This is a genomic window from Hymenobacter tenuis (assembly GCF_054780495.1).
This window is the reverse complement of record NZ_BAAGWF010000001.1, coordinates 312,282-338,450: the sequence shown is the minus strand read 5'-3', so window position 1 is coordinate 338,450 and position 26,169 is coordinate 312,282. Positions and strand designations below refer to the sequence as shown.

Here is a 26,169-nt window from a genome sequence, read left to right as displayed (position 1 = left end):
GCTGATGCGTACCCGTTTGCTACCCTTCGCCGCAGTTGCGGCCCTCATGTCGTTCAGCCTGCCGCAGGCGCAGGCTGCCTATGGCCCTGCCCCCAAGTATGCCGTGGCCACGCTGCCGGCTGCTCTGCGGGAAAATGCCCACGCCATTGTACGGCTTCATGAGGAAACGCTGCTAGTAAAATCAGCTGGCCGCACCGTGGAAACGGTACGGCGGGCCGTTACGGTGCTTGATGAGGCCGGTGCCCGCTGGGCCAGTGAGCTGGTGTACTATAGCCAGCTCAACAGCATCAGCTATTTCCGCGGCAGCGTATACGATGCCAACGGCCGCCTACTACGCCAGCTGCGCCCCGCCGATGTGCACGATATCAGCCTCTCGGATGGGTTTAGTCTGGCCAGCGACGCCCGCGGCCGGGTTGCCGATTTAAGTCAGCCTACCTACCCTTACACGGCGGAGTTTGAGTACGAGGTGGTTTCGGACAACCCCTTATTTTACTCTACCTGGCAGCCGCAGCCCGTGGAGCAGCTCAGCGTAGAGCAGGCCTCCTTTAAGGTACTGATGCCAACGGGCATGGCCCTGCGCTACCAAGAACTGCGGTTGCCGACCGGAGCCGCCCTAGCGCGCCGCACCCAAGGAAGCCAGGAAATTTATGAGTGGCAGGTGCACGACTTGGCCGCTCGCGAAGAGGAGCCCGATGCGCCTTCGGTGGGCGAGCTTACCCCCGTTGTGCTTACCGCTCCCTCGCAGTTTGAGGTGCAAGGCCACCCCGGCAAGCTCACTTCCTGGGCCGACCTGAGCCGCTGGAATTACGAGCTGAACGCCGGTCGTGACGCGCTGCCGCCCGAGATGCAAGCCCGCATTACGGCGCTGGTACAAGGCGAAGCAGATGAGCGTGCCCGCATCCGGAAGGTGTACGAGTTTTTGCAGGCCAACACGCGCTACATTTCCATTCAGCTAGGCCTCGGGGGGTGGCAAACCTTCCCGGCTTCCTCGGTAGCTGCTAATGGCTACGGCGACTGCAAAGCCCTCACCAACTATTGCAAGGCGCTGCTTGGGGTAGCCGGCATTACCTCCCACGCGGCCCTAGTAAAAGCAGGTTCTGATGAGCAGGATATCCGGACGGATTTCCCCAGCTCCCAGTTCAACCACGTGGTGCTGTGCGTGCCGCTGCAGAAAAGTGCGAAGCCCGATACCGTGTGGCTGGAATGCACCAGCCAGAGCAATCCTTTCGGCTACATGGGCGGCTTCACGGGCAACCGCCACGCCCTGCTGCTGCTGCCCGAGGGCGGCAAGCTGGTACCCACCCCACGCTACGGTGCCGCTGAAAACCGCCGCGAACGACTCGCTGATGTGTACTTGGATGCGCAGGGAAATGCCACGGCTACCCTGCGCACCTTGCGCACCGGCCTGGAGTACGACGCCATTTCGGGCATCACCAGCCTCGATTTAGCCGAGCAGAAAAAGCACGTCAGCAGCCGGTTGCAGCTACCGAACTTCACACTTACCAAAGTATCGTTCCGCCACACAGCGCCCGGCGCGCCCATTCCGGGCCTAACGGAAAACCTGGCCCTGACGCTACCCTCCCTGGCACCTCCAAGTGGCAAGCGGGTATTCGTGACGCCAAATCTAGTGAGCCGGCTTTCGGCGCCAGCGGCCACGGTAGGTGAGCGCCAGGCCGATTTGTGGCTGGACCACGCACTTACCCAAACCGACACGGTACGCCTGCACATTCCGGCTAGCCTACGCCCGGAGCAGCTCCCGAACCCGGTAAAGCTTACCACCCCGTTTGGCACGTATTCGAGCCAGCACCAGGCCCTGCCCGATGGCACCATTCAGTACATCCGCCAGCTGCAAATGCCCCGCACCCGCTTTTCCCGCACCGATTATCCGGCCTACCTGGAGTTCCGGCGCAAGATCAGCGCGGCCGATAAAGCGCAGTTGGTACTGCTGAAAACCGACGCCTAATACTGCGCAGAAGTTTCAGCATAGCTTACCTCGTGAACACGTCCGCCGCATTCCGACGGACGTGTTTTTTTGTGGTGCCCAGCCTGTGTGCAGCGGCATTTTGCACCGCCAGAACACCTAGTAACTGCTCCCTGTCAGCAGAACAGCCTCGCTACGCAGGCAGTTACTAGCCCTCCCCGAGCGGTAAACTCCACCAAATTTATAGGGCTGAAGCCTACGCCGCCCGAAGCTAAAACCTTACATTAGAGCAGCTTTTTGCTGCTTGTATTCGCTTGATTTTTCTGCCTCTATGCCAATAACTCCTACTCTTAGCCGATGGGCCTGGCAGCCATTCCTGACCGGATGCGTGCTGTTAGCTAGTTGGGTAGCCTCTATTCCGACAGCCAGCGCCCAACGGGTACTATGGGCTGATGCGCCCCAGCTACCCGCGGCGGCCCGGCAGGCAGTTCAGCCGTTGTCGCACTTCCGCTCCGTTACCTTTCAGCTTACTACCCTGCAGGCGGCCCTCAACCCGGCCCCTACTGAGCGCACGGTGGCGGCCCGCAACTCCCCTACGGTTATTTCCCTGCCCCTGCCCGATGGCACTTCGCAACGGTTTCGGGTGGTGCAGACGCCGGTGATGGCGCCGGAGCTGGCCGCCAAATTTCCTAGCATTCATACCTACGCGGCCCAGGGCATTGATGACCCGGTGGCAACTGCCCGCCTCGATATCAGCCCTGATGGGTTTCATGCCATGATTATGGCGCCCGACAAAACGGTTTTCATTGATCCGGCCGTACGCGGCCAGAACGTGCACCTGGTTTTTGAGCGGCGCGCCATGAACCGGGGTGCGTTTCCGTTTGTGTGCGAAACATCCGCGGCAGAGGAAATCGGCGTGGCTGCCCCGCTGGCAAAGGCGGCCCGGCAGGCTGTAGCCAATGGCGGTACGCTGCACACGTTTCGGTTGGCGCTGGCCTGCACCGCCGAATACACGGCATTTCATGGCGGTACCGTGGCAGGCGCAATGGCGGGCATGGTAGCGTCCATCAACCGCATCAATGGCATTTATGAGCGTGAGCTGGCCGTACGGCTGGTGCTGGTGGGCAACAACGACACGCTGATTTTTCTTGACCCCGATACCGACCCGTATACCAACAACAGCGGCTCGGCCATGCTCAACCAAAACCAAACCACGGTAGATGAGCGCATTGGCAACAACAACTACGATATCGGTCACGTGTTCAGCACCGGCGGCGGCGGCATTGCCCAGAAGCCCTCGGTGTGCGTATCGGGGAAGGCGCGCGGCGTTACCGGCTCTCCCTCGCCTATTAACGATGCCTTCGATGTAGACTACGTAGCGCACGAAATGGGCCACCAGTTTGGCGCCGACCACACCTTCAATAGCCAGACCGGAAACTGCGGGGGCGGCAACCGCTCGAACACGGCGGCGTATGAGCCCGGCTCCGGCAGCACGATTATGGCTTACGCGGGCATTTGCGGCGCCGATGATATTCAGCCAACCTCCGACCCGTATTTTCACTCGTACAGCATCGACCAGATTGTAGCGCACATCAACGGCGCTGGCAATTGCGGGGTAAAAACCTCCACCGGCAACACCCCACCCGTGGTGAATGCGGGCCGCAACTACGCCGTTCCGGTGGGCACGCCGTTCACGCTGACGGGCTCGGCTACTGATGCTGATGGGGATGCGCTGACGTACTCGTGGGAGGAATTTAACCTGGGGCCAGCCGGCGTACCCAACGCCCCTTCCGGCGACGCGCCCATTTTCCGGGCATTTATTCCGATTTCGACCCCAACGCGCACTTTTCCTCGCCTTTCAGATATCATCAACAATACCCAAACCCGGGGCGAACTGCTGCCTAGCTATGGGCGCCGCTTGATTTTCCGGTTGGTCGCCCGCGACAACCGCACCGGTGGTGGCGGCACCAACTACGACTCCATGAGCGTGGCCGTGATTGGGACAGCCGGGCCCTTTGTAGTTACGGCGCCTAACACCGGCACCACGTGGTTGGTGGGGGCTCCGCAGCAGGTAACCTGGAACGTGGCCAACACAAACCAAGCGCCCATCAGCGCGGCCAACGTCGATATCCTGCTCTCAACCAACGGCGGCCTTACCTACCCTACCACGCTGCTGGCCAACACCCCCAACGACGGCTGCGAAACCGTGACGCTACCTGCTAGCGTAACGGCTACCGGCACGGCCCGCATCAGGGTTCAGGCAAGTGGCGGCATTTTCTTCGACATCTCAAATCAGAACTTCACGGTTCAGACATCCACTACTCCCACCTTCTTTTTGCAGGGTGCAGGCTGCGGGGTGGTGCCACTTTCTTTTTGCCCGGGAACATCCAGCACCCGCACTATTGCAGTGGGGAAACTACAGGACTTCAGCGGCGCCGTTGACCTAGCCGCTACCAACCTGCCCGCCGGCGTAACCGTGAGTTTTGCCAGCGCCACGGTGCAAGCCGGGGCAAGCACCACGGCAACCTTCAGCGCTACCAGCACTGCAGCGGCAGGTACGTATATCATTCGGCTGACGGGCACCAGCGGCGGCGTTGTCAGGGTGCTGGATATCCCCCTGACGGTGCTACCGGCCGCTACCCAAGCCGCCACCATTACAGCTCCTGCCGCGGGTGGCACTACTACCCTGCGGCCACGCTTTACGTGGGGAGCCGTTCCGAATGCCACCGCCTATGAGGTGCAGGTAGCTACCAATGCTGCCTTCACGAATGTAGTGCTGACCCAAACGGGTATCACGGGCACCAGCTTTACCTATCCGACGGCGCTGCAACCCACTACCACGTACTATGTGCGCGTACGCGCCCTGAGCCCCTGCACTACCGCTCCGTACTCGGCGGTGGTAGCCTTTACCACGGGCACCCAGAATTGCCTGAGCGTAGCGGCCACGCAGGTTCCGCGTACCATTTCCACGGCGGCCGCCTCTACGGCTAACTCGTCTATCCGGATAGATAATGCAGAACGGGTGTCGGCCATCCGGGTCCGGAACGTGGCCATTACGCACCCCAACTTGGGCGAGCTGGAAATAGCCCTGACCAGCCCCGCTGGCCGGCGGGTAGTTTTGTTCTCGCGCGCTTGCCCGGGCACGGCTAATCTCAGCCTGACTTTTGATGAAGCCGCAGCCGCAGCCATAGCCTGCCCCCTTGCCAGTGGGGCAACCGTGCGTCCCGCCAACTCCTTTTCTGACCTGCTGAACGAGCCAGCCACCGGCGACTGGACACTGAGCGTAACGGACAACACCGCCGGCAACGGAGGTACCCTTACGGGTTGGACCCTGGAGCTGTGCACGGTAGGCGAGCTGCCGGCAGCCCCCACCTCCCTGGCCACCCTCACGCCTACCCTTACCAACAACGTAGCCAGCATTGATATGCTGTGGCTGGATAAGTCTGGCAATGAAACGGGCTTCGAGGTGGAGCGGGCCCGCAATGGGGGCGCCTTTGCCCGTATTGCTACCGTACCGGCCAACATCACGGCCTATACTGATCAGGTAAGCACCAACGGCACGTATTGCTACCGCGTGCGCGCCGTAAATGCCACCGGCAACTCGGCGTATTCCAACGAAAGCTGCCAGACCATTTCCACAATTACGGGCGTTATCAGTGCCCTAGTGGTAGATGGGCTTGACGTATATCCGAACCCTAGTACTGGCCTGTATACCATTAGCCTGGCCAATGCCCAGCGCGGCCCGGTAGCACTGCGGGTAACTGATGCGTTAGGCCGGCAGGTAGCGGCGCAAACCCTCACGAAGGGTACCGCCACGTTGCAGTATTCTCTGGACTTGCGCCACCTCAGCACGGGGCTTTACCACCTGCATCTCGACTTACCCGAGGGCGCGGCCGTGGTACAGTTGCTGAAGCAATAAGCCCTAGTCTTTTTACCAAACCAGCAAAGCGGCTCCGGTAGTATCCGGAGCCGCTTTGCTGGTTTTCAGGACCTAGTGTTTTTGCCTCGGGCGGTGCCTAAAACCGGTAACGGAGCTGGGCTTTTATCTCGGACCGCCGCGCGCCCTGAATTTCATCTAGCCCAGAGCCGACGGTGTTTTGATGGCGGTAGTGCGTATCGGCGTAGCGCAGCCACAGGGTGAGGTGGCGGTTGACATCAACCTGCGCCAGAACATAGGTGCGGGTACCCTGGCCCGAGAGAACCGGAATGGAAAAAGCGTAGAGTACATCCTGCTCAAAAACATACTGGCGCGTATCGTAATCATCGGTATCGAAGAGGGCGTAGCGGGCCGATAGGCGCAGCCGACGCGCCGGATGCAAGGTTATATCTTGGGCCAATACGTAGCCGTGGCGGGCCGGGCCTTCGTCTTCACGATACTCAGTGCCCTGCAGGCGGGTGCGCAGACTGAGGATGGGTAAGGGGCTGGAATCATAGAAGAGCAGCAAACTTTGGCGGCGCGTGGGCACCAGCAGCGGCGCTGGCCGTAGCGTGTCGGCATCATAGGCTTTGGTGCGCTGGCGCAACTGCAGGTAAAGCAGGTTGGTTTTACTAGGGGTAAACGCCACCTGAACCAGCCAGTCGTGGCCCGTACTGGGCGCCCCCGCTTGGTAGCGCAGCCACGGAAACCGAAACCGGTCGTAGTATGCCGAGACTTCCCACCGCGCCACCGGCCGCAACTTCAGCCCCAGGTATAAGCCGCTTTCATTGATGTTGCGCGAGTTTTCGCTGAGGGCGTTACCATAGAGGGTATGGAAATCAGGCGCGTAGTGGCGGTAAAGTACGGCAGCATCTACCGTAGGAGCTAGGCTGGCCAGCAGTCCGTTTACAGTGCCCAGGCCGCCACTGCTGCTGCGGGCCGTTTCGCCGAACAGCAGCAGGTTGCGCCATACATAGCTGTAGTTAGCCCCGAGCGCTAGGGTACGCTGGCCCCGCAACTCATAGGCATTGTATGGCTCGTCGCGGCGCTGCAGGGGCTTATCAAAATGCGTCCCGATGGCGGTAAGGCCGGCTTGCAGGTCGCCGCTGCGGCTGGCGTAGCTGAGGTTGCCGCCGCCCACGGTTTCGCGTAGTACCTGCCGGTTCGCTAGCTCGGTGGGCGTGCGATGAAAGCCCGTGAGCAGCAGCCCGGAGGAGAATTCGCTGAAGTCAGCCAACGAATCTTGGGCCTGCTGCACAGAGGCATCAATGCGCTTGCGCGAGACGAACGCCGTGGCGCGTACCGTGGACGAAAGCGCTACCGTAGCAGCTGCTCCGCGAAAAAACGTATTCTCCAGCACCGAGGAGTAGGGCCGCACGCCTACAGAACTTCGGCGCAGGGTTGTAATCGTTTCGGCCCCCTTCCCCACCGAAAGCCCCGACGAAAGCAGCAACCCTTGCCCGAACTGAAGTTGGTAGTCGCCGAGAGCCAGCGTTTTCAGGCGGCCCCGCTCCTGCACTACTAGGTGCGCTGAGTAAAAATCGGCGCCGTACCGACGGGTAGTGGGGTCCCAGGCGAGCTGCTCGCCGGCATCTTTTTCGGCCGTAAATCCTAGGCTAAAGTCTTTGCTATGGCTCACGCGGTAGCGCACCAACAGTTTATCGGGGGAGCCGAGGTAGCGGGTTGCGGGCCGGCCTCCGCGCACGGTGTCGGGGCTGTCGTATCCTTTTCGGCTTTGCAGCGTGCGCTCGTAGCGCAGAAATAGGGCATTGTTATCCTCATGAAGCACGCGCTGCCAGAGTGGCCCCCGGCTGGCCTGCATATTCGTGTTCACGACCGTAATAAAAGGAGCTGCCCGGTAGATGGTTCGTAGGTCCAGACCATCCACGCTTTGCAGCTCATACAGGCTCAGGAAGGCGCCGGTGCGCTGGCGGTGCTCTAGCAGATTCGTTATCTGGGTTTCGGAGAAAAGCAGCAAGCCTCGCAGCTCTTCGCGGGTGGCCGTGTTGAGGTTAAGCGGCGTCTGGTAGCACTGCAGCAGTGTTTCATAAAGGTCCTCGTACGGCGTTTCATCGTTCTCGATTTCGGCGAAAAGTTCCTGGGTAAGGCGGTCGAGGTCGGGGACGGCGGGGCGCTGGAAGTCCTGGGCTCCGGCGGTATGGGTTAGCAGCAGGAAGGCCACTAGCCCCTTGGCAAGCCGGAACCTCATGGCTGCTTGAGTTCATGCTGCCACGCTACACTTACTTGCTGGCTGAGCCCTAGCGCTTCGTGCCAGCCGGCAGCGTAGTCAATCCGAAACTGCCCGGCCTGAAAACCAGCCCCGCCCGTCAGCTGCCCCGTCAGCGACGACAGGCCAGCGCGCAACCACAGCACGGGCACCGGCACATACTCCAGGCCAGCTTTAAAGTCGGCGTCCTGCTCCACGTCTTTCTCCGTTTCGGCCAGCAGCAGTACTTTCTCAGAGGCTCGCCACGCCAGTCCGGCCCGCAGCACGGTGGGCACTCGCTCATCCTGGTAAGACGCCAGACGGGCTTGGTTGAGGTTATAGAGGGTAGCGCCAAAGGTGAGCTTGCGCGGAATGATATCGGCCTGCCCGCCCAGCGAGGCGGCTACCACGCGTCGGCTGCCTAGCCCCTCGAAGCTGGTTTGCAGCACCTCTACTCGCGCCCCAACCCGCACAGTGCCCAGCCGGTAGCCGTAGCCCAGCCCCAGGCGCTGTTCGGAGTACAGTTTGCTGCCAAAGCGTTGCGCCGTAAAGCCCAGCACGCCGTAGCGCGGAGCAGTAGCGGCCGCTATGGCCTCCGGAATTCCGGCTACCGGAGCAGTTGCGGCATTTCGAGGACCTAGGGGCATGGCCGCCACCAACGCTACAGTGTTCAGGGCCGGAAGCAGGTACCGGTTTTCGGCCCCTACCCCAACGGTTAGGAACCTCAGGCTACCTAGGGCAGCAGCATTGCCGGCGCCGGCCCACCCATCCTCTTCCAGTACGGTTCCTATTTGCCCCAGCCCGGCCGCCCGGGCACCCCACACCCCTGGCCCATTGCCTTGGGCCTGCGCACCACACCATATTCCACTAAGCACTAAGAACGGTAGATATAACTTCCTCATACACTGACGTAAACAGCCGAACATCAACCAAGCAGGACGATAGAAAAGCAGCTTACTAGCACGCCAGCCACCTTTCCGGAGAAAAACTACGCAGCTACCCAGGGCTTGTTATGTGGAGCTTTACCTCAGGTTGGGGCCGTTGCTACCCCTACTGTTCAGCTAAACCGCCGCACGGTTGAGGTAGTGGCGCGGCCTCTGCCTCTATGAGTTTTACTTTCAGTAGCAGCTGCCTCAAGCTTGCTATAGAAACACAAAAAAGCCCCGGCACCATGTGGTACCGAGGCTTTGAGGTTGAATGGGCCTAGCGCTTACAGCACAGCCGCGTCCTTTTCCTTTTTGCGTTTGATCTTGGTTTTGCCGCCTTTGTCGGTTTTCACCTTCATCTTTTCCACGTCGCTCATGTCAGGTGCGGCGGAAGTGGCCGTAGCAGCACCAACGCCGGGGTTGGGGCCGTTGTTTACTACCGTCATTTCATCTACTAAGTGCTTGGCACCGCCCAGCTTCTCAATGCACCAAAGCACATAGCGAATATCGGCGTTGATGCAGCGCTTCAGCTCGGGGTCGTAGGCCAGGTCGCCGGTCATGGCTTCCCAGTTGCCATCGAAGGCCAGGCCGATCAGCTCGCCGCGGCCATTGATAACGGGCGAGCCGGAGTTGCCGCCCGTAATGTCGTTGTCAGTGATGAAGGCCACGGGCAGGTTGCCTTGCTTATCCGCGAAACGGCCATAATCTTTCATTTTCAGCAGTTCCAACTCTTTCTGAGGCACCACAAACTCGGGGTTGCTGGCATCTTCTTTCTCCAAGATGCCCTGCGCCGTGGTTTTGTAGTCGTAAGCCACGGCGTCGCGGCCTTTGTAGGGGCGTACCGAGCCGTAGCTCAGGCGTATAGTGGAGTTAGCATCGGGTGAGTAAACCTTGGTGCTGTTTTTCTCGCGCAAGGCGGCTACGTACTGGCGGTTAGCCCGGCCCAGTCCGGCCTGCAAGCCTTGCAGCTTGGGCACAATGTTCTGCACATAGTTGGTGTACACCGACTGGTAGGTTTTGTAGGCCGGATCGGCTTCCAATTTTGCTAGGGTCGGGTTGGCCAGGAAGGCATTCACCTTGGCTTCCGAGGTCAGGAAGGAGTTGGCAAACACATAATCGGCGTACTTCTGCATGGAGCCGCCGTACTGCTTCTGCACCGTCTGGAACACATCAGGCTGCTGAGCTTTGGGCACATCCTGCATGTACAGGTTCATGAGAGCAGCAAACACCTTCTTATCGGTAGCGGCATTATAGTCCTTGAAGTACTCCGCTACAGGCTCCTTCACCTCGGCCACGGCTTTGCTGATGGCTACTTTATCAGTGGGCGTAGCTTTCAGGGTGCTGGCCAGCGGCATCATTCGGGCCGCCAGCGTAATAATTTCGGTTCCGAAAGCGCCTTCGTTCACGTACTGCGTGCTCAAGTTATATTCCCGCATGCCCGCATATGCCTGGTTGATGGTGTTCAGGGCCTCGCCGTACTGCTGCTGGCGTGCGGGGTCCTGGGCAATCCACTGGGCCAGGGCCGCTTCTTCGGCTTTCTTGGCATCTACGGTTTTCAGGCGCTTCATGCCCTCATTCTGGCCGATAAAGTACTTCCAGTAGTTGGCAATGTTGGCGTATTTCGAGGCGTACTTCAGCCGCAGTGCGGCGTTCTGGTCCATGTCTTCCTTCCACAGCTTCAGGCGGGTATCGCGAAGCTTGATGCGGGCCGGGTTAGTCTGGTCGAGGGTGAGCTGCAGGCCGGCGGCGGGCAGAAAGCGCTGCGTGCGGCCCGGAAAGCCGAACACCATCGCAAAATCGCCTTCATTTACCCCTTGCAGGCTTACGGGCAGGTGCTTTTTGGGCACGTAGGGCACGTTGCCTTCCTGGGGGCCGGCAGTGGGCTTGTTGTTCTTATCAGCATACACACGGAACATGGAGAAGTCGCCGGTGTGGCGTGGCCACATCCAGTTGTCGGTGTCGCCGCCGAACTTGCCCACGGCTTCCGGCGGCGCGCCTACTAGGCGTACATCGCCAAAACGCTGATAAATGAAGAGGTAGTACTCGTTGCCGCCGAACATGTCGCGCACATAGGCTACGTACTGGCCGTTTTCCTTGGCGGCTTCGGCTAGCTCGCGCTGGCGCTTCTGCACGGTAGCCATGCGCTCCTGCTCAGGAGTAGCCGCCGTGAGGCCTTCCAGCACTTTGCCGGTTACGTCTTCCATGCGCACCAGAATATCCACGAACAAGCCGGGGTTTTGCTTTTCCTCGGCCCTAGTAGCGGCATAGAAACCGTTTTGCAGGATGTTGTTCTGGGGCGTACTGTGGCTCTGGATGGCGTCGTAGCCGCAGTGATGGTTAGTCAGGAGCAAGCCCTGGCTGCTCACAAACTCGCCGGTGCAAAAGCCGCCAAGCTGCACCACCGCATCTTTCAGCGAGGCATTGTTCACATCGTAGATTTCTTCCGCCGTGAGCTTGAGGCCTTTCTTCTGCATGTTGGCCTGGTTGAGACGCTTCACGAAGAGGGGCAGCCACATGCCTTCATCGGCGTGGGCCGCCAGGGGCAGCAGCAGCGTCAGGAGCAGGGCTTTCGCCCAATGATTAGTACGCATGGGTGGGATAGTAGAGTAAGGGAAAGGAATGATACCGGCCAGGCCGGCGGCCGAATTTACGAAATGCTGCGAAGGGCAACGTCGCGCTAACCATCTGCCGCAATCATTCGGTGGGGTTTGTGGTTCTTTGCAGATATGTCGTACCTAGTCCGTCAGCTTTTACTGGGCCTGCTGTGGGTGTACCGCTACCTGATTTCGCCCCTGAAACCGGCTACTTGCCGCTATACGCCCACCTGCTCGGCCTACGCTGTGGAGGCAGTAACCAAGTACGGCCCGTGGCGCGGGGGGCGGCTGGCGTTGCGGCGCATCAGCCGCTGCCACCCTTGGGGCGGGCACGGCCACGACCCGGTGCCCTAAGAGCCCACCCCGCCTAGGCCCGGCAGAAGGTCAAACCTCACCCTTTCACTCTTTCCTCGTATAAGCGGTTGTGTTGCTGTTGTAGCGCGTAGCTGCAGCAGCATTTTTTTCAGTTTGCTCCACCTCTTTATGCGCACTTTATTTTCTGCCGCCGCTGTGGCGGCCTTTCTGCTCAGCAGCTGTTCCGAAGCTCAAACCAAAAACGCGGCCGACGAGCCGATGGGGGGCGAAGTAAGCGAGAAGTCAGGTGGAAAATCGGGCAAGAAGAAGGGTAAGAAAGGAAAAGGCGTGGCAGATATCGCCAACCTTACCCGCTTGGGCAATATGGATGGAGTGCCCGAAAGCTCGGGTCTGGCCCTAGCCGGCGCTCCCAACACCTTTTACACGCACGGCGACGAAGGCGCGCGCCCCATTCTCTTTAAGATTAATGCCCAGGGCCGCACGCTCAGCGAGCTGCCCGTTCCGGTGGAAGGCGACGACTGGGAAAGTATTGCGCGCGACCCGCAGGGCAACCTCTATATCGGCGACGTGGGCAACAACAATAACAACCGCCGCGACCTGGTTATCTACCGCCTCAACCCTAGTAACCCGAAGCAAGTCCAGGAAATCAAGCTAAAGTACCCCGATCAGCAGGATTTTCCGCCGGCTAAAGCCGACCAGAACTTCGACTGTGAGGCTACCCTCTGGCACGCAGGCAACATCTATCTATTCACCAAAGACCGGGGCCAGGGCCAGACCAGCAAAGTGTATTCTGTGCCCGATCAGCCGGGCTCCTACACCGCAAAAGCCGTTACCAAGCTAGCCATTCCGGGTGAAGTAACGGATGCTGCCCTTAGCCCGAACGGTAAACGGTTGGTGCTTTTGGCCCGCCAGGAAATGTTTGTGCTGGAAGGCGGCAGCTTTGAAGAACTGCTGAAGGCAACACCCCAGCGGATTTCGCTGAAAGGTGCTGGCCAGACCGAAGGTGCCGTGTTCACAGATGATAGCACTCTTTATATTAGCAGCGAACAGGGGGCTTTGTATAAATACGCGTTTTAGGGCCAGCATGCTCACGTTTCGGGGCCTATCCAGGGCGGCTTGCAGCAGAAGGTTTTCTTCTGTTGGAGGTTAGGCTGTGGATAGGCCCTATTCTTTCCTTAAGTTTGGCTTTAGATACCAAAACCCGGCGCGGCCTTTCCCTAGCCTGCGTCACCATCATCCAACCAATGGCTGAACAAACCACCCTCACCGGCCTGCGCGCCGGCGTGCTGCACGGCGACGAAGTGCAGCAGCTCTTCGAACACGCCAAAGCCAATGGCTACGCGCTGCCCGCCGTGAACGTAACGGGCACCGACACGGTAAACGCTGTGCTGGAAGCCGCCCGAGACCTAAACTCGCCGGTTATTATTCAGTTTTCCAATGGTGGCGCCCAGTTCTTCGCGGGCAAAGGCCTGCCCAACGATAAGCAGCAGGCCAGCATTGCCGGCGGCATCTCGGGTGCGCAGCACGTGCACCTGATGGCCGAAGCCTACGGTGTTCCTGTGATTCTGCACACCGACCACGCGGCTAAAAAGCTGCTACCCTGGATTGATGGCTTGCTGGAAGCCGGCGAAAAGCACTTCGCGCAGTACGGCCAGCCCCTGTTCAGCTCCCACATGCTCGACCTCTCGGAAGAGCCGATTGAGGAGAACATTGAGGTGTGCAAGGAGTACCTGGAGCGCATGGCCAAAATGGGCATGACCCTGGAAATTGAGCTAGGCGTAACCGGCGGCGAGGAAGATGGCGTGGACAACTCCGACGTGGACTCTAGCAAGCTGTACACCCAGCCTTCAGAAGTGGCCTACGCCTACGAGGAGCTGAGCAAAATTAGCCCGCGCTTTACCATTGCCGCTGCTTTCGGCAACGTGCATGGTGTGTACAAGCCCGGCAACGTGAAGCTGCAGCCAGTCATCCTGAAAAACTCGCAGGAGTTTGTGAAGGAGAAGTACAACCTGCAGGACGAGCGCCCCATCAACTTTGTGTTCCACGGTGGCTCGGGCTCGTCGCAGGAGGAAATCCGCGAGGCTATCAGCTACGGTGCCATCAAGATGAACATCGACACAGACCTGCAGTGGGCGTTCTGGGATGGTATCAAGAACTACTATCAGAAGAACGAAGGCTTCCTGCAAAGCCAGATTGGTAACCCCACCGGCGAAGACTCGCCGAATAAGAAATACTACGACCCGCGCGTATGGCTGCGGGAAGGCGAAAAAACCTTTGTTACGCGCCTGAAGTCGGCTTTCGAAGACCTGAACGCGGTGAATCGTCGCCCCTAGTTTACTAGGTAGCCACTTAAGCAAAAGCCCCTTGCTCACATGAGCAAGGGGCTTTTTGTATGCTGATGGGGTTGGGGGCCAGTTCTACCCTAGCGAGTCTGGATAGCGGCTTTGGCTTCTTCCTCTTCCAGGTCGCGGGGGGCGTAGCCGTAGGGGTTTTGCGGGTCTTTGCCGGCGCGCCATACTACCCACAGGCCAATGAAAATCAGCGGTACGCTTAGCCATTGGCCCATGTTCAGGCTCATGTCCTGCTCAAACGCTACCTGGTCTTCCTTGAGGAACTCTACCATAAAGCGGAACGAGAACAGCAGCACCACAAACAAGCCAAACAGCTGACCGCGCGGCGTGCGCTCCTTGGTGCGGTTCCACATGCTGTAGAGCAGCGCGAACAACACTACGCAGAACAGCGACTCGTAAATTTGGGTGGGGTGGCGCGGTACGGCTACCTCCGTGCCGGAGGCCACAGTAGCGCCGGCTGGTTGCGTTTCGAAGGTTACTTCGCCATCGGCCTGGCGCGCCCGCTGTACGGCTACAGAACCGGCCGGAACGGCTTGGTCGGCGGTGGCTTTCTGCAGGTGCTCTACGTCGCGTGGGAACACGAAGGCCCAGGGAACATCGGTCGGGCGGCCTACAATTTCGGAGTTCATCAGGTTACCTATCCGAATGAGGGCGCCGCCCACCGCTACTACCAGCACAATCCGGTCGAGCGTCCAAAGCCAATCAAACTTATTGTTGCGGCTGAACAACCACACCGCGAAGATGATACCGATAGTAGCGCCGTGGCTGGCCAGGCCGCCATGCCAGATCTTCAGGATTTCCCATGGCTGGTCTTTGTACGAAGCCCAATCATAGAAAAACACGTGGCCAAGACGGGCACCCAGCACGGTACCCAGCAGCACATAAATGGTAATGACATCCACCCAGCGTGGCGACACCTTCTCGGATTTGTAGACGTGGCCCAGAATAAAGGTGCCTACCACAAAGCCCGACATAAACAGCAGGCCATACCAACGCAGGGTTAGCGGCCCGATTTCCGCGAGGATAGGATTGGGGCTCCACAGAATGGCGCTCAGGAAACTCATAAGCAGAAAGAAAGGATTAGAGGTCCGAAAGTACGGAAAGGGTTTCAGCTGTGCCTATAGTGTTACGCCAAGGCAAGCGCGGAATATGGCAAGTAGGCCCAGCAGTGAGCGGGTAAACAGGCTTATCGGCCGCCAGGATAGGTTTGCCCCTGGCCGGCTGGCTCACCGGAGCGCACCACAGTGCCGTCGCCGCTCAGCAGCAGTATAAACCCCAGCATAACGGCGTAGCTGGGCCAGCGCAGCCAAGTAGGCAGCAGCTGAGGCGCCACTGCTGCCTCGCCAGTAAGCCGGGCGCGCACCCGACTGTAGAAGAAAGGCCGCGGTTGGGAATGCTGCTGAGTACGCCATTGGTGCAGCAGGTTTTCCCATTCTTCATCGGGAGTGAGGCGAGTGGCAGAATCAGGCATGGCGCTAGAGAAGGTTAAGATGATTGCGGAGCGTTTTGCGGGCGCGAAACAGCAGCGACTCTACGGCTGGCACCGTAGTGTTAAGAACCGCTGCTATTTCCTCGTAGCTCAGTTCCTGCTCGTGGCGTAGCGTGAAGGCTACCTGTTGCTGGGCGGGCAGGCGGGCAATGTGGGCGCGTAACACCTCTACTTGCTGCTGCCCCTCTAGTTGCGCCTGCGGGTGCGCATGGTCAGCCGGCTCATGCAACACTTGGTTATCGAAGCCTAGCAGACTGGTTAAATAGGCAAAGCGCTTCTGCGCCCGAGCCCGTTGCTGATGTTTCAGAGCCCGCGAAGTGGCCAACCGATACAGCCACGTACTCAGGGCCGCCTCACCCCGAAACCGGCCGATGGTTCGGTAGACTTCCACGAACACTTCCTGGGCTACGTCTTCGGCATCTTCCGGCGACCGTAGCAGAGCCAGCACGGTGCGGTAAATACGATGTTGATACCGTTCTACCAGCGTGCGAAACGCCTCTTCGCTTCCCTGTTGCAGGTGAGCTACCAACTCAGCATCGATAGAACCAGCGGAGCAGTGCTCAGGAGAAACAACGCGGTGAGCGACAGGCAGCGGAAGGGTATACACCAGCGAAGCGAGAAGTGAACGGAAGAAACGATACCTTGACAGCACCCGGTTTTTCCGGTGACGACTGAGGGTACATCTGCTTAGGCCGCATTGGCGCGTAAAACTTGCGCCAATGCGGCCATATTTCTTTTAACTACCTAGTACTTAAATAGAAATATAAAAAACATCCTGCCTTCTACCGCAGCCTCAGCTACCTGGCACCTATAACTGATTCAACTCCTCCGTGTAGCCGCCGCTCAAAATAGGGAAGCGCAGCCAGGAGCGCGGATCTACGTTGTAATCGTCGAGGTGGAAAGCTGGCGCATACCGCTCGCGTTTCCATTGATTGCGGCTCCAAAGGCTATAGAAACGCTTCACGTAGGTCTTCAGCTGCTCGGCATCGGCATCAGGGGTTTCTTGCACCAACGTTGCTAGCACCTGTTTAGGGCTTAACCGGTCGTAGAAAGCTAGGCGCTCGATGCGGTTGAGCAGCACGTACGGCATCAGGTCGCGCTCGTCGGTTTGCTTGTCTTCCAGGGGGCGCAGCTCGGCAGTGGGTTGCAAACTATTCACATGTCGTAGTGCCGGGTAGTTTAGCTCCGTTTCAGCCCAACGCAGCCACTTTTTCACGAAGTCCTTATCTACGCCGGCAATGGGCGAGATGGAGCCGGCCGTGTCGCCATCCATGGTGCAGTAGCCCACACTAGCCTCCGAGCGGTTCGAAGTCGTCATGAGCAAGCAATTCTGCACGTTGGCCAGCAGCCAGATGCTAGGGGCGCGCACCCGGGCCTGAATGTTCTGTAGAGCTAGGTCATCGGTTTTCCAGGTCAGCTCCCGGCCTAGCGCATGCTCAATTTTGCCCACGTAACCGGTTACTTCGTCGTCAATGGTCCAGTTGTAGAACACGGCCCCAATGGAATCGGCTAGCTCTTTGGCTGAGTTAAACGTATCGTCGGAAGAATTAACGGTGCCTTGATAGGCGCACGTGAGCAAGCGACGGGTTAGCTCTTTGTTGATGGCGGCCTGATCGGGGCTAGGCTCCGTGTAGGAGGCATCCTTGGGGCCGGGCGTGTTCTGATCGGGGGTTGGAGCCGCCGGGCCAGCTAGTCGCTCGATTTCCTCAGTGGTAAAGCAGCCGGAGCGGCGCATAAACTCCGCGGTTCCGATTTCAGTGGTGCCTAGGCGCACCAGCTCGGCCACGGCTACGGCGCACATCACAGAGTCGGCGCCTCCGCTTAGGCTCAGCACAAAGCCACGGCTGCGCGCTTTACGCAGGTAGTCAAACAAGGCCAAGCTCAGCGCCTGATTTAGCTCCCGGTACTCATCCGGAACGGGCAACGGCTGAATTTCCTCAGCGCGCACTTGCTCGGTGGTGAAATCCACATCCACGCACTCCATATCTACTTCCTTGAAGCTCATGAGCTGATTGCGCAGCAGCAAGTGCCCATTGCGCGCCACCAGAATCTCGCCGTCGTACACGATCCGGCCGGCTTCGTTGCCTAGTAAATTGGCGTAGAGGTAGGTGCAGTTAAAATTGCGTGAGGCATTCAGCACCAGCTTATAGCGCAAGTCCGTTTTGCTCATGGCAAAATGGCTGGCCGAAGGGTTTACAATCATATCCACCCGGCCGCGTAGGCGGCAGGCGGGCCGCACGTCGTCGGGTCGCCACGCATCCTCACATATTTCAAAGCCGAACTTGACGCCTTTGTGCTCAAAAATCATGTCACCAAGGGTCCACTCCTCTCCTTCCCATTGCACCGTGGTAGTTTCGCCGGCCGGCCAAGGGTGGAAGAAGCGAGGCTCGTAGTGCACGCCATCATTGGCCAGAAACTGCTTGGCAGCAAAACCCAGAATCTGCCCATCACGCAGCACGGCGGCGGTATTATACGTCCGGTGGTTTAGGCGCACGGGTAAGCCCACTACCACACAAATGCCTTCCGTCCAGGGCCGGATTTGCTGCAGGTGCGCCAGCGCCGATTCTGGCAGCCAGTCACTTAAGAACAAATCTTCGCAGCCATAGCCGGTGAGGCATAGCTCGGGCAAACACAACAGCTCTACGCCAGCCGCTTTCGCCTGCTCAATGGCTTCGCGGATGGTTCGGAGGTTATGAGTCCAGTCGAAAGGTATCTGGTTGAGGGCGGCGCCGGCTATTCGCATAAGTCAGGAAGGAAGTTTGTTCTGCAAAACAACTCCATTTCGGCTGTTCAGGTTGCCTCTATCTGATTTGGCCTATTCTATGTACCCCGGAAAAACAAAAGCTCCTAGTGCCAGCAAGGGCTATAGGAGCTTTATTACCTCAAGAGACCCAGTACTTTTCGACGACAAAGCACCCAGCGCCTAGTTTAGCTAGGTTACACACCTAGTACTTCCAAAGCCCGCTCGGCGGCTAGTTGCTCGGCTTGCTTTTTGGATAGGCCCATGCCGGTTGCCACCGAATTTTCATCTAGCAGCACCGTAGCCGAAAACTCCATCACGCCGCCGGGTCGCGCTTCGCCGGTGAGGTCGTAGCGCAGGTTTTTACCGTTGCGCTGGGCCCACTCAATTAGCTTGCTTTTAAAGTTGGTGGTAGTCTGCGTCATGGCCTTCACATCCACGTAGGGCTTGATGAGGCGGCTGAGCACAAACTTACGGGCTGTTTTGTAACCCTGATCTAAATAAACTGCGCCCACTAAGGCTTCTAGGGCATTGCCATTCACGGAGCGCGACCTGGCTGCCCGGCCCTGGGCCGCATCTAGCTGCACCAGTTTATCGAGTCCAATTTTAAGGGCAATAGCGTTTAGGCTTTCCCGATTTACAATGCGGCTGCGCATCTCGGTCAGGAAGCCTTCCTGCTCGTACGGGAACTTCCGAAACAGGTATTCGGCTACCACCGTGCCTAGCACGGCATCGCCCAGAAACTCTAGGCGCTCGTTGCTTTGGTGGCGCGCTTGGTCGCCTTGCTGGCGCACCACCGAGGAATGCGTAAAGGCCAGCTGATACAACCGCACGTTATCGGGCGTATGGCCCGTGAGGGTGGCAATAGCTTGCCGGAAGGCCCGGTCACGACCCAGCAGTCGGCGGAAAAAGCCGAACAACGGCAGGGGCTGACCGGGCCTGGGCATTAGTCGCGGAGTTTGCGGAAGATGACGGACGTGTTGTGGCCGCCAAATCCGAAGGTGTTGCTCATGGCCACATTCACCTCGCGGGGCTGCGCCTTGTTGAACGTGAAGTTCAGCTTAGGGTCCAGTTCCGGGTCGTCGGTGAAGTGGTTGATGGTAGGTGGCACCACATTGTGCTGCATAGCCATAATGCAGGCTACCGCTTCAATAGCGCCCGCACCGCCTAGCAAGTGCCCCGTCATGCTCTTGGTAGAGCTGATGTTCAGGTTGTAGGCATCTTCGCCAAACACTTTCTGGATGGCTTTTACCTCGGCTCCATCACCTAGTGGAGTGCTGGTGCCGTGGGTGTTGATGTAATCAACATCAGCCGGCTTAATACCTGCATCACGCAGCGCGTTCTGCATTACCAGTACTACGCCGTTGCCCTCAGGGTCCGGAGCCGTAATATGGTAGGCATCGGCCGACATCCCCCCGCCAATCAGCTCGGCGTAGATTTTGGCGCCGCGGGCTTTGGCGTGCTCATACTCCTCCAGAATCAGCGAAGCAGCTCCTTCGCCCAGTACAAAACCATCGCGCTCCTTGTCATAGGGGCGTGAGGCTAGCTCCGGGGAGTCGTTCCGCTCGCTCATGGCCTTGAGGGCGTTGAAGCCGCCTACCCCCGATTCGGTGATAGCCGCCTCCGAACCACCCGTCACTACCACATCAGCCATGTTCAGGCGGATGTAGTTGAAGGCCGAGATGATGGAGTCAGAAGAAGAAGCGCAGGCCGAGGTGGTTACGAAGTTCGGACCGCGAAACTTGTGCCGGATAGAGATGTTGCCCGACGCGCTGTCAGCAATCATCTTCGGGATGAAGAAAGGATTGAAACGCGGGGTACCGTCGCCGTTGGCGAAGGCAATGCACTCGGCTTGCAGGGACGTGAGACCACCGATACCGGAGCCCCAAATAACCCCTACCCGGTCTTTATCAATGCCTTCTTCGTCCAGTTTGGCATCCTTAATGGCCTCATCGGCAGCAATCAGGGCAAACTGGGTGAAGATGTCCATCTTCCGGCCTTCCTTGGTGGGGAAGTACGTATCCGGATTGTAGTTCTTCACTTCGCAGGCGAAGCGAGTCTTGAACTTGCTGGCATCGAATCGGGTGATGGGGGCGGCCCCGCTCACGCCGGCTTGCAGGCCCTCCCAATATGCGGGGGCAGTGTTACCCAGCGGGGTTATGGCACCCAGGCCGGTCACGACAACTCTCCGAAGAGACATAGGCTGGCTCAGAGAAGCGAAAGAAAGGAAATCAGTAGAAAAGCAAAACGGCCGGCGGCAGGCCGGCCGGTAAGCACTTTAAGGGTAGAAAAGCGTGCCGCGAATTACTTGGCGTGCTCTTCGAGGTAGCTGATAGCCTGGCCCACGGTACCGATATTCTCGGCCTGATCATCGGGGATAGACACGTTGAATTCTTTTTCGAACTCCATGATGAGCTCTACGGTATCCAGCGAGTCAGCGCCCAGATCGTTGGTGAAGCTAGCCTCTGGAGTAACTTCCGAAGCTTCTACGCCGAGTTTATCAATGATGATGGCTTTTACTTTTTCTGCAATTTCAGACATTTCCGTGGGGGTTTAAGGAAAACTCGGCACAAATAACACCATCTTCGCTAACATTGTCAAACTTCATCCCCCTAATCTTCCGGGTACAAGATTATGGCCAGGGGAGTTCCGTGGGGGTACTGCGGTGCTTATTTTTGCGTTTCCTTTCCTTTGCCGCTGCCCATGAAAACCCTTACGCTGGATGTGGAATACGACTGCGAGTTCGACCTGTTCGGGCTTGTTTCCTCAACGCGGGAGCACACGCTGGCCTGGGTACTGAACCGGGCGTTGCACCTGCGCCTGGTTAAGCAACAGGACATTGTGTATGACTTGTTGGCGAAGGGCCGCCTAGTCATCAGCAACTATATGCACGCTACGGAGCACTACACGCTACGCCTGCTACGCAACCGTTCCCTTGATCCGTCGCCGCTGAAAAAGCCCTTTCTAGCCCCCGATATTAAAGAGTACGATTACCTACTACAGGTAAGCAGCGGCTCCGGATTACTTTCGCCCGAAGAGTTGATCGTGCAGCTGTCAGCGCTGCCTGAGGTGCAACTGGTCAGCCAGTTTGACCCAAATGACCTTAAATTCAAAGAAAATCTGCTCTTTTGAGCCTGAATACCTCCGCCATCCTGAGCGTAACGTAGGCCTCTGTACTAGGCAACCAGTTGGTGTAAACCGATTATGCCCTAAGCAGCAGGCCCTTGGTCCGGCTCAGGATGCTGCATGTTTGCCCTTTTCAGAAATTCCAGAACGCAAAAAATACACATGGAAACTCGTCCGCATTTTAATAAAACCAAGATCATTGCCACCGTTGGCCCCGCCTCTAATACCTACGAGAAGCTAGGCATGCTGATGCGGGAAGGCGTGGACGTATTCCGGCTTAACTTCTCGCACGGCAGCCACGAAGACCACCTGTCGGTAATCAACACGGTGCGCCGCCTTAATAAGGACATGCGCATGAACGTGGGCCTGCTCCAGGATTTACAGGGGCCCAAAATCCGGTTGGGTGAGGTAGAAGGCGGCTCCGTAGAAATTAAAGCCGGCGACAAGATCAAGCTGGTGTGCGGTGAGAAGGAAACTACCACGGCCACGCGCCTGAGCACGATCTACCTGGGCCTGGCCCGCGACGTAAAGCCCGGCGACATGATTCTCATCGATGATGGCAAGATTGAGCTGCGCGTACTGGCCACTGACCGCGACAAAGAGGTTGATGTAGAAGTAATCTATGGCGGCACGGTAAAACCTCGCAAGGGCATCAACCTGCCTGACTCCGAGGTATCGGCTCCGTCGATGACGGAAAAAGACATTGAGGACTTGAAATTCGGTCTGGAAAACGACGTAGACTGGATTGCGCTTTCCTTTGCCCGCCGCGCTGAGGACATCCGCTTTATCAAGAGCCTGATTGCCGAGAGCGGCAAGAGCGCGCAGGTAATTGCCAAAATCGAAACGCCGGAAGGCCTCAAAAACCTCGACGAAATCATCGCCCTGACCGACGCTGTAATGGTAGCCCGCGGTGACCTGGGCGTAGAGGTGAAGATGGAAGAGGTGCCGATGGCGCAGAAGCTCATCGTGGAGAAGTGCAACAAGGTGGGCAAGCCCGTAATTGTTGCCACCCAGATGATGGAAAGCATGATTACGGCGCCGCGCCCAACTCGTGCTGAAACCAGCGACGTTGCCAATGCTGTGGTTGATGGCGCTGATGCCGTGATGCTTTCCGCTGAAACGGCCGTAGGAGCTTACCCGGCGGAGGTTATCCGCTCGATGGTAGCGACTATTCTGAGCGTGGAGAGCCGCATGCCTAGCCTCTACCACCACTGGTTCCCCATCGACCCTAGCTCTCCTACCTTCATGGTAGACAGCGTACTGTCGGCAGCCTGCCACTTGGCCAAGAATACCGGAGCCAAAGCCATTACCGGCATGACACACCGCGGCTACACGGCCTTCCAGATTGCTAAGTACCGCCCCAAAGCCAACATCTTTATCTTCACGGATAACCGCCCCTTGCTTACTACCCTGAGCCTGATTTGGGGCGTGCGTGGCTTCTACTACGACCGCATGGTAAGCACCGACAGCACGGTTTCAGACATCAAGTATGCTCTGACTACCACCGGCCACCTGCAGAAAGGCGACGTGTTTATCAACACGGCCTCTATGCCGATCAATGAGAAAGGCAAAACCAACATGGTGAAAGTAAGCGTGGCCTAGGTTACTAGGTCTAGTTAGCTGAGAAGCCCGGGCAACACCTGTTGTCTGGGCTTTTTTATTGCTGCTACAGCAGCACGCTTCAGCACCAGATGCACAGTTACTAGCCCCGGTTTGTCAGTCAACCCTTCCTTGGCAGAACCTACACTAGGTTTTGGGTGGCTATGCAGTTGTAGTAATGCACCACTTACATGAGATTAAACGCACCAAGGCCCTGAGCTTGCGCCCAGGGCCTTGTGTATATAGAGCAGAGCGCCGATTGTCTGCTTACGCAGCCAGCGACTTCACGAACTTAGCCAGCTTCGACTTGTTGTTAGCGGCTTTGTTCTTGTGAATGATGTTCTTCTTGGCCAAGCGGTCCAGCATCGAAGATACTTTCTGCAGCAGCTCTTGTGCAGCAGTAGCATCAGTGGTACCACGCAGCTTCTTAATAGCGGTGCGGGTAGATTTAGCCTGGTAACGGTTCAGCACGCGCTTAGCTTCGTTGGAACGGATGCGCTTGAGGGCCGACTTATGATTTGCCATGGGATATGAAAAGGTTCTTCTGCTCGAATTCAGTTCAATTGAGGAGTGCAAAGGTAAAGCTTTGCTTTGAAATAGCAAACACCCATTTCATTATTGACTACAGGAATAGCTGCTACCTCCTAGCGGGCTAGCCTGTAGTTATGTCCTAAATCCGCACGCTACGTGCACCCTGGCGGTTTGGCAACTTAGGTAGCCTAGTCGCACTAGGGTAGTTTCTCCTTTAAACACTAGCCCTAGCCCGTGCAATGAGCACACGAACTAGGGCTAGTGCGGGAGGCTGCGCTTCACTTAGCACCTCAGGTTGGTTGCCGTAGTGGGCAGCCGGATAGGTCGAAACTGCATGCTAGGTTAATCTACCTTCTTTTCTAGTTCGTCGGCCATGGTATGGTGCGAGCGTAACATAGGCAGCGTTTTGGTGGCAAAGGATTTCACGGCGGGCATTTGGGCTCCGCTACTTTTCACCTCAAACATGGCAATGTCCATCTTATGCGCTGTTTCCATGGCATCCATGTAAGCTTCATCAAAGTCTTTGCCCGTCTTATTCATGAGTCGGTCGGCCATGGCTTGGTGCACAGGTAGCATGGTTTGCGGCAGCGTTACCCCTAGTGGCGAGGCTACCGTTTGGAGCTCCTGGGTAGCTTTGGTATGGTGGTCCACCATCATCTGGCCATAGCGCTTTACATCGGCATTAGTCGATTTTTGCACAGCCATCTTACCCATCTGAATCTCCAGCATGTTGCTGCTGGCCGCATTCATCAAAAATACGGGGTCCTGCATGGTGGCGAAGGAAGCCATGTAGGTGGCATTTATATCGGCGCCGGCAGCGCTGCCAGTAGCATCGGTAGCATTGCTGCCACCGGAGCCGCTAATGGCCATTGTGCCGCTGGTACCGGGGCTGCTGATGCCAGTGCTGCTAGTAGAAGTGGCGCCGGCATTCGTGCCGGTAGATCCCGCGCCGCTAACCGAGGAGCCACTGGTGGCATCCATGGCGGAACCGGTTTCCATAGTACTCCCGGAGGTAGTAGCACTCGTACCCGTTCCGGTGTTGCTGGTGCTACAGGCGGCGCCAAACAGCAAGGTGCTAGCTACCAAGAATTGTGGAATTGCTTTTGTTGTTTTCATACAGAAAGAATGTGTTGATCAGGACACATTTATACGATCATACCATGAAAACAAGTCAATAATTTTATGCATTTTTAGAAGAGAACCTTCCCCGTCTCCCTACAGTTCAGCCTTTAGAATCCAAGAGCTTACAGCTATCAGCGGCTTGCCCAATTTGGTAGCCTAGTAAGTTCATAGCCTTTGCGGCCAAGCTACAATGAAACGATATGCTACGCCGCAATTGTATGCATGCCTACTTCTTTCTCCGTATAGTATTTTGCCCAACGAGCCTTCACCTTTAGCTTGCGCCACCATGCCTCTCGTTACTACCTCTCCCTACCGGCCGCCATTTTATCTATTTAATGGTCATTTGCAAACCATCGTCCCTAGCCTCTGGCGCGCGGTGCCAGAGGTACGCTACCAGCGGGAGCGGGTAGAAACCGACGATGGGGATTTTCTGGACCTGGATTGGTCGAGGCTGCCGGTTAATGGGCAGCCAACTGATGCGCTGGGCATTGTGTCGCATGGATTGGAGGGCGACGCCGGCCGGCCGTATGTGCGCGGCATGGTGCGGGCCCTTAACCACGCTGGCATGGATGCTCTGGCCTGGAACTACCGCAGCTGCAGCGGTGAGATGAACCGGTTGCTCCGCTCCTACCACCTCGGCGACACCGACGACCTGGACTTTGTGGTGCGCTATGCCCTAGGCAAGGCCCGTTACCGGAGGGTGTTCCTGACGGGTTTCTCAGCGGGTGGCAACGTCACGCTGAAATACCTGGGTGAAAACCCCGCCCGCATTCCGCGCGAAGTGCAGCGTGCCGCCGTTTTCTCGGTTCCGACGGATCTGAAATCCAGCTCTCAACAAATTGCTAGGCTAGAAAACCGCATCTACCTGAACCGCTTCATGAAAACGTTGCGGGCCAAAATGCGCGAAAAAGCAGCCCTCCTACCCGACCAAGTGGACCTGACTGGCCTCGATGAGCTACAGGATTTCCCGCAGTTCGATGACCGCTACACGGCTCCCATGCACGGTTTCAAGTCGGCCGATGAATACTATGAGCACGCTAGCTCCGGCCGCTACCTCAGCGGCATTCAGGTGCCCACGCTCATCGTCAACGCCGAAAACGACCCCTTCTTGCCTCCCTCCTGCTTTCCGCGCGAGGTAGCCGCGGCCAGTAAGTTTGTGTACCTCGAAACACCTTCTGATGGCGGCCACGTAGGGTTTGCAGAAGGCTCACCCGATGGCGACTACTACTCTGAGCGCCGCGCCGTAGATTTCCTGACCGCCGAAACGCCGGCTTAGCTGCTATAGACACCTAGTAACACCAACGCCTCCGGTTGGGCTTCTGCAAGCTTAGCC

General features: G+C 57.9%; 20 protein-coding genes. 8 read left to right on the top strand and 12 right to left on the bottom strand.

Translation table 11 applies throughout. The annotated features are described in order from the left end of the window. Positions 1 to 4 precede the first annotated feature (4 nt). Both ACYVGU_RS01545 and ACYVGU_RS01540 read left to right on the top strand, forming a co-directional pair. On the top strand, positions 5 to 1,963 hold the full coding sequence (locus ACYVGU_RS01545; protein WP_460620614.1) for a DUF3857 domain-containing protein: 1,959 nt from the start codon (positions 5 to 7) through the stop codon (positions 1,961 to 1,963). 289 nt (positions 1,964 to 2,252) lie between these two features. Further along, the gene (locus ACYVGU_RS01540; protein WP_460620613.1) at positions 2,253 to 5,840 is read left to right on the top strand and encodes a reprolysin-like metallopeptidase; all 3,588 of its coding nucleotides are present in this window, start codon (positions 2,253 to 2,255) and stop codon (positions 5,838 to 5,840) included. Between the two features lie 97 nt (positions 5,841 to 5,937). On the opposite strand, the gene ACYVGU_RS01535 is transcribed toward ACYVGU_RS01540, so the two are convergent. The 3 genes from ACYVGU_RS01535 to ACYVGU_RS01525 form a co-directional block, all read right to left on the bottom strand. Continuing rightward, a complete protein-coding gene (locus ACYVGU_RS01535) occupies positions 5,938 to 8,046 on the bottom strand; it encodes a ComEA family DNA-binding protein (RefSeq protein WP_460620612.1) in 2,109 nt (702 codons plus the stop codon). Continuing rightward, the gene (locus ACYVGU_RS01530) at positions 8,043 to 8,945 is read right to left on the bottom strand and encodes a PorV/PorQ family protein (protein WP_460620611.1); all 903 of its coding nucleotides are present in this window, start codon (positions 8,943 to 8,945) and stop codon (positions 8,043 to 8,045) included. The genes ACYVGU_RS01535 and ACYVGU_RS01530 overlap by 4 nt, the downstream gene beginning before the upstream one ends. Positions 8,946 to 9,253: 308 nt before the next feature. Then, positions 9,254 to 11,560, bottom strand: a complete 2,307-nt coding sequence (locus ACYVGU_RS01525; RefSeq protein ID WP_460620610.1) for a S46 family peptidase — start codon at positions 11,558 to 11,560, stop codon at positions 9,254 to 9,256. Positions 11,561 to 11,695: 135 nt separating this feature from the next. Here ACYVGU_RS01525 and yidD point away from each other — a divergent pair, with 135 nt between their 5' ends. The 3 genes from yidD to fbaA all read left to right on the top strand — a co-directional run bounded on the left by yidD (position 11,696) and on the right by fbaA (position 14,211). Then, positions 11,696 to 11,917 carry a membrane protein insertion efficiency factor YidD gene (gene yidD / locus ACYVGU_RS01520; RefSeq protein WP_460620609.1) on the top strand — a complete coding sequence of 74 codons (222 nt, stop codon included), beginning with the start codon at positions 11,696 to 11,698 and terminating at the stop codon, positions 11,915 to 11,917. Positions 11,918 to 12,046: 129 nt separating this feature from the next. Further along, complete coding sequence (locus ACYVGU_RS01515; protein ID WP_460620608.1) at positions 12,047 to 12,955, top strand: hypothetical protein; 909 nt, start codon at positions 12,047 to 12,049, stop codon at positions 12,953 to 12,955. A gap of 167 nt (positions 12,956 to 13,122) precedes the next feature. Then, a complete protein-coding gene (gene fbaA, locus ACYVGU_RS01510) occupies positions 13,123 to 14,211 on the top strand; it encodes a class II fructose-bisphosphate aldolase (RefSeq protein ID WP_460613135.1) in 1,089 nt (362 codons plus the stop codon). Between the two features lie 89 nt (positions 14,212 to 14,300). Here fbaA and lgt read toward each other — a convergent pair whose 3' ends face one another. From lgt to ACYVGU_RS01475, 7 genes are all read right to left on the bottom strand, one after another. After that, positions 14,301 to 15,293, bottom strand: a complete 993-nt coding sequence (gene lgt / locus ACYVGU_RS01505; protein ID WP_460620607.1) for a prolipoprotein diacylglyceryl transferase — start codon at positions 15,291 to 15,293, stop codon at positions 14,301 to 14,303. 122 nt (positions 15,294 to 15,415) lie between these two features. Further along, positions 15,416 to 15,700, bottom strand: a complete 285-nt coding sequence (locus tag ACYVGU_RS01500; protein WP_460620605.1) for a hypothetical protein — start codon at positions 15,698 to 15,700, stop codon at positions 15,416 to 15,418. A gap of 4 nt (positions 15,701 to 15,704) precedes the next feature. Continuing rightward, positions 15,705 to 16,325, bottom strand: coding sequence for an RNA polymerase sigma factor (locus tag ACYVGU_RS01495; protein ID WP_460620604.1), 621 nt, complete (start codon positions 16,323 to 16,325; stop codon positions 15,705 to 15,707). Between the two features lie 201 nt (positions 16,326 to 16,526). Further along, positions 16,527 to 18,461 carry a glutamine-dependent NAD(+) synthetase gene (nadE, locus tag ACYVGU_RS01490; RefSeq protein WP_460620603.1) on the bottom strand — a complete coding sequence of 645 codons (1,935 nt, stop codon included), beginning with the start codon at positions 18,459 to 18,461 and terminating at the stop codon, positions 16,527 to 16,529. Positions 18,462 to 18,655: 194 nt separating this feature from the next. Further along, positions 18,656 to 19,405 carry a ribonuclease III family protein gene (gene rnc / locus ACYVGU_RS01485; protein ID WP_460612834.1) on the bottom strand — a complete coding sequence of 250 codons (750 nt, stop codon included), beginning with the start codon at positions 19,403 to 19,405 and terminating at the stop codon, positions 18,656 to 18,658. Further along, the gene (gene fabF / locus ACYVGU_RS01480) at positions 19,405 to 20,658 is read right to left on the bottom strand and encodes a beta-ketoacyl-ACP synthase II (protein WP_460620602.1); all 1,254 of its coding nucleotides are present in this window, start codon (positions 20,656 to 20,658) and stop codon (positions 19,405 to 19,407) included. The genes rnc and fabF overlap by 1 nt, the downstream gene beginning before the upstream one ends. A gap of 104 nt (positions 20,659 to 20,762) precedes the next feature. Continuing rightward, the gene (locus tag ACYVGU_RS01475; RefSeq protein WP_019948606.1) at positions 20,763 to 20,999 is read right to left on the bottom strand and encodes an acyl carrier protein; all 237 of its coding nucleotides are present in this window, start codon (positions 20,997 to 20,999) and stop codon (positions 20,763 to 20,765) included. Positions 21,000 to 21,161: 162 nt separating this feature from the next. Here ACYVGU_RS01475 and ACYVGU_RS01470 point away from each other — a divergent pair, with 162 nt between their 5' ends. Beyond that, positions 21,162 to 21,590: an IPExxxVDY family protein gene (locus tag ACYVGU_RS01470; protein ID WP_460620601.1), complete on the top strand. Its 429-nt coding sequence runs from the start codon at positions 21,162 to 21,164 to the stop codon at positions 21,588 to 21,590. A gap of 156 nt (positions 21,591 to 21,746) precedes the next feature. After that, positions 21,747 to 23,186, top strand: a complete 1,440-nt coding sequence (pyk, locus tag ACYVGU_RS01465; protein WP_460612837.1) for a pyruvate kinase — start codon at positions 21,747 to 21,749, stop codon at positions 23,184 to 23,186. A 264-nt stretch (positions 23,187 to 23,450) separates the two neighbouring features. Here the strand turns inward: pyk and rpsT are convergent, their stop codons facing one another. Next, on the bottom strand, positions 23,451 to 23,708 hold the full coding sequence (rpsT, locus tag ACYVGU_RS01460) for a 30S ribosomal protein S20 (RefSeq protein ID WP_460612838.1): 258 nt from the start codon (positions 23,706 to 23,708) through the stop codon (positions 23,451 to 23,453). Positions 23,709 to 24,056: 348 nt separating this feature from the next. Then, complete coding sequence (locus ACYVGU_RS01455; protein WP_460612839.1) at positions 24,057 to 24,713, bottom strand: DUF4142 domain-containing protein; 657 nt, start codon at positions 24,711 to 24,713, stop codon at positions 24,057 to 24,059. Between the two features lie 409 nt (positions 24,714 to 25,122). Here ACYVGU_RS01455 and ACYVGU_RS01450 point away from each other — a divergent pair, with 409 nt between their 5' ends. Further along, complete coding sequence (locus ACYVGU_RS01450) at positions 25,123 to 26,112, top strand: YheT family hydrolase (RefSeq protein ID WP_460612840.1); 990 nt, start codon at positions 25,123 to 25,125, stop codon at positions 26,110 to 26,112. The last annotated feature ends 57 nt before the right edge of the window (positions 26,113 to 26,169 follow it).

Excerpts from the sequence above, each read along its gene's own strand:
- ACYVGU_RS01455 (WP_460612839.1), bottom strand. The coding sequence starts at position 24,713 with ATGGAAACCGGTTCCGCCATGGATGCCACCAGTGGCTCCTCGGTTAGC.
- ACYVGU_RS01500 (WP_460620605.1), bottom strand. The coding sequence starts at position 15,700 with ATGCCTGATTCTGCCACTCGCCTCACTCCCGATGAAGAATGGGAAAAC.
- rnc (WP_460612834.1), bottom strand. The coding sequence starts at position 19,405 with ATGCCCAGGCCCGGTCAGCCCCTGCCGTTGTTCGGCTTTTTCCGCCGA.
- rpsT (WP_460612838.1), bottom strand. The coding sequence starts at position 23,708 with ATGGCAAATCATAAGTCGGCCCTCAAGCGCATCCGTTCCAACGAAGCT.
- ACYVGU_RS01530 (WP_460620611.1), bottom strand. The coding sequence starts at position 8,945 with ATGAGGAAGTTATATCTACCGTTCTTAGTGCTTAGTGGAATATGGTGT.
- lgt (WP_460620607.1), bottom strand. The coding sequence starts at position 15,293 with ATGAGTTTCCTGAGCGCCATTCTGTGGAGCCCCAATCCTATCCTCGCG.
- ACYVGU_RS01470 (WP_460620601.1), top strand. The coding sequence starts at position 21,162 with ATGAAAACCCTTACGCTGGATGTGGAATACGACTGCGAGTTCGACCTG.
- pyk (WP_460612837.1), top strand. The coding sequence starts at position 21,747 with ATGGAAACTCGTCCGCATTTTAATAAAACCAAGATCATTGCCACCGTT.
- ACYVGU_RS01515 (WP_460620608.1), top strand. The coding sequence starts at position 12,047 with ATGCGCACTTTATTTTCTGCCGCCGCTGTGGCGGCCTTTCTGCTCAGC.
- ACYVGU_RS01475 (WP_019948606.1), bottom strand. The coding sequence starts at position 20,999 with ATGTCTGAAATTGCAGAAAAAGTAAAAGCCATCATCATTGATAAACTC.
- ACYVGU_RS01525 (WP_460620610.1), bottom strand. The coding sequence starts at position 11,560 with ATGCGTACTAATCATTGGGCGAAAGCCCTGCTCCTGACGCTGCTGCTG.
- ACYVGU_RS01540 (WP_460620613.1), top strand. The coding sequence starts at position 2,253 with ATGCCAATAACTCCTACTCTTAGCCGATGGGCCTGGCAGCCATTCCTG.
- ACYVGU_RS01545 (WP_460620614.1), top strand. The coding sequence starts at position 5 with ATGCGTACCCGTTTGCTACCCTTCGCCGCAGTTGCGGCCCTCATGTCG.
- ACYVGU_RS01450 (WP_460612840.1), top strand. The coding sequence starts at position 25,123 with ATGCCTCTCGTTACTACCTCTCCCTACCGGCCGCCATTTTATCTATTT.
- fabF (WP_460620602.1), bottom strand. The coding sequence starts at position 20,658 with ATGTCTCTTCGGAGAGTTGTCGTGACCGGCCTGGGTGCCATAACCCCG.
- ACYVGU_RS01535 (WP_460620612.1), bottom strand. The coding sequence starts at position 8,046 with ATGAGGTTCCGGCTTGCCAAGGGGCTAGTGGCCTTCCTGCTGCTAACC.
- fbaA (WP_460613135.1), top strand. The coding sequence starts at position 13,123 with ATGGCTGAACAAACCACCCTCACCGGCCTGCGCGCCGGCGTGCTGCAC.
- yidD (WP_460620609.1), top strand. The coding sequence starts at position 11,696 with ATGTCGTACCTAGTCCGTCAGCTTTTACTGGGCCTGCTGTGGGTGTAC.
- nadE (WP_460620603.1), bottom strand. The coding sequence starts at position 18,461 with ATGCGAATAGCCGGCGCCGCCCTCAACCAGATACCTTTCGACTGGACT.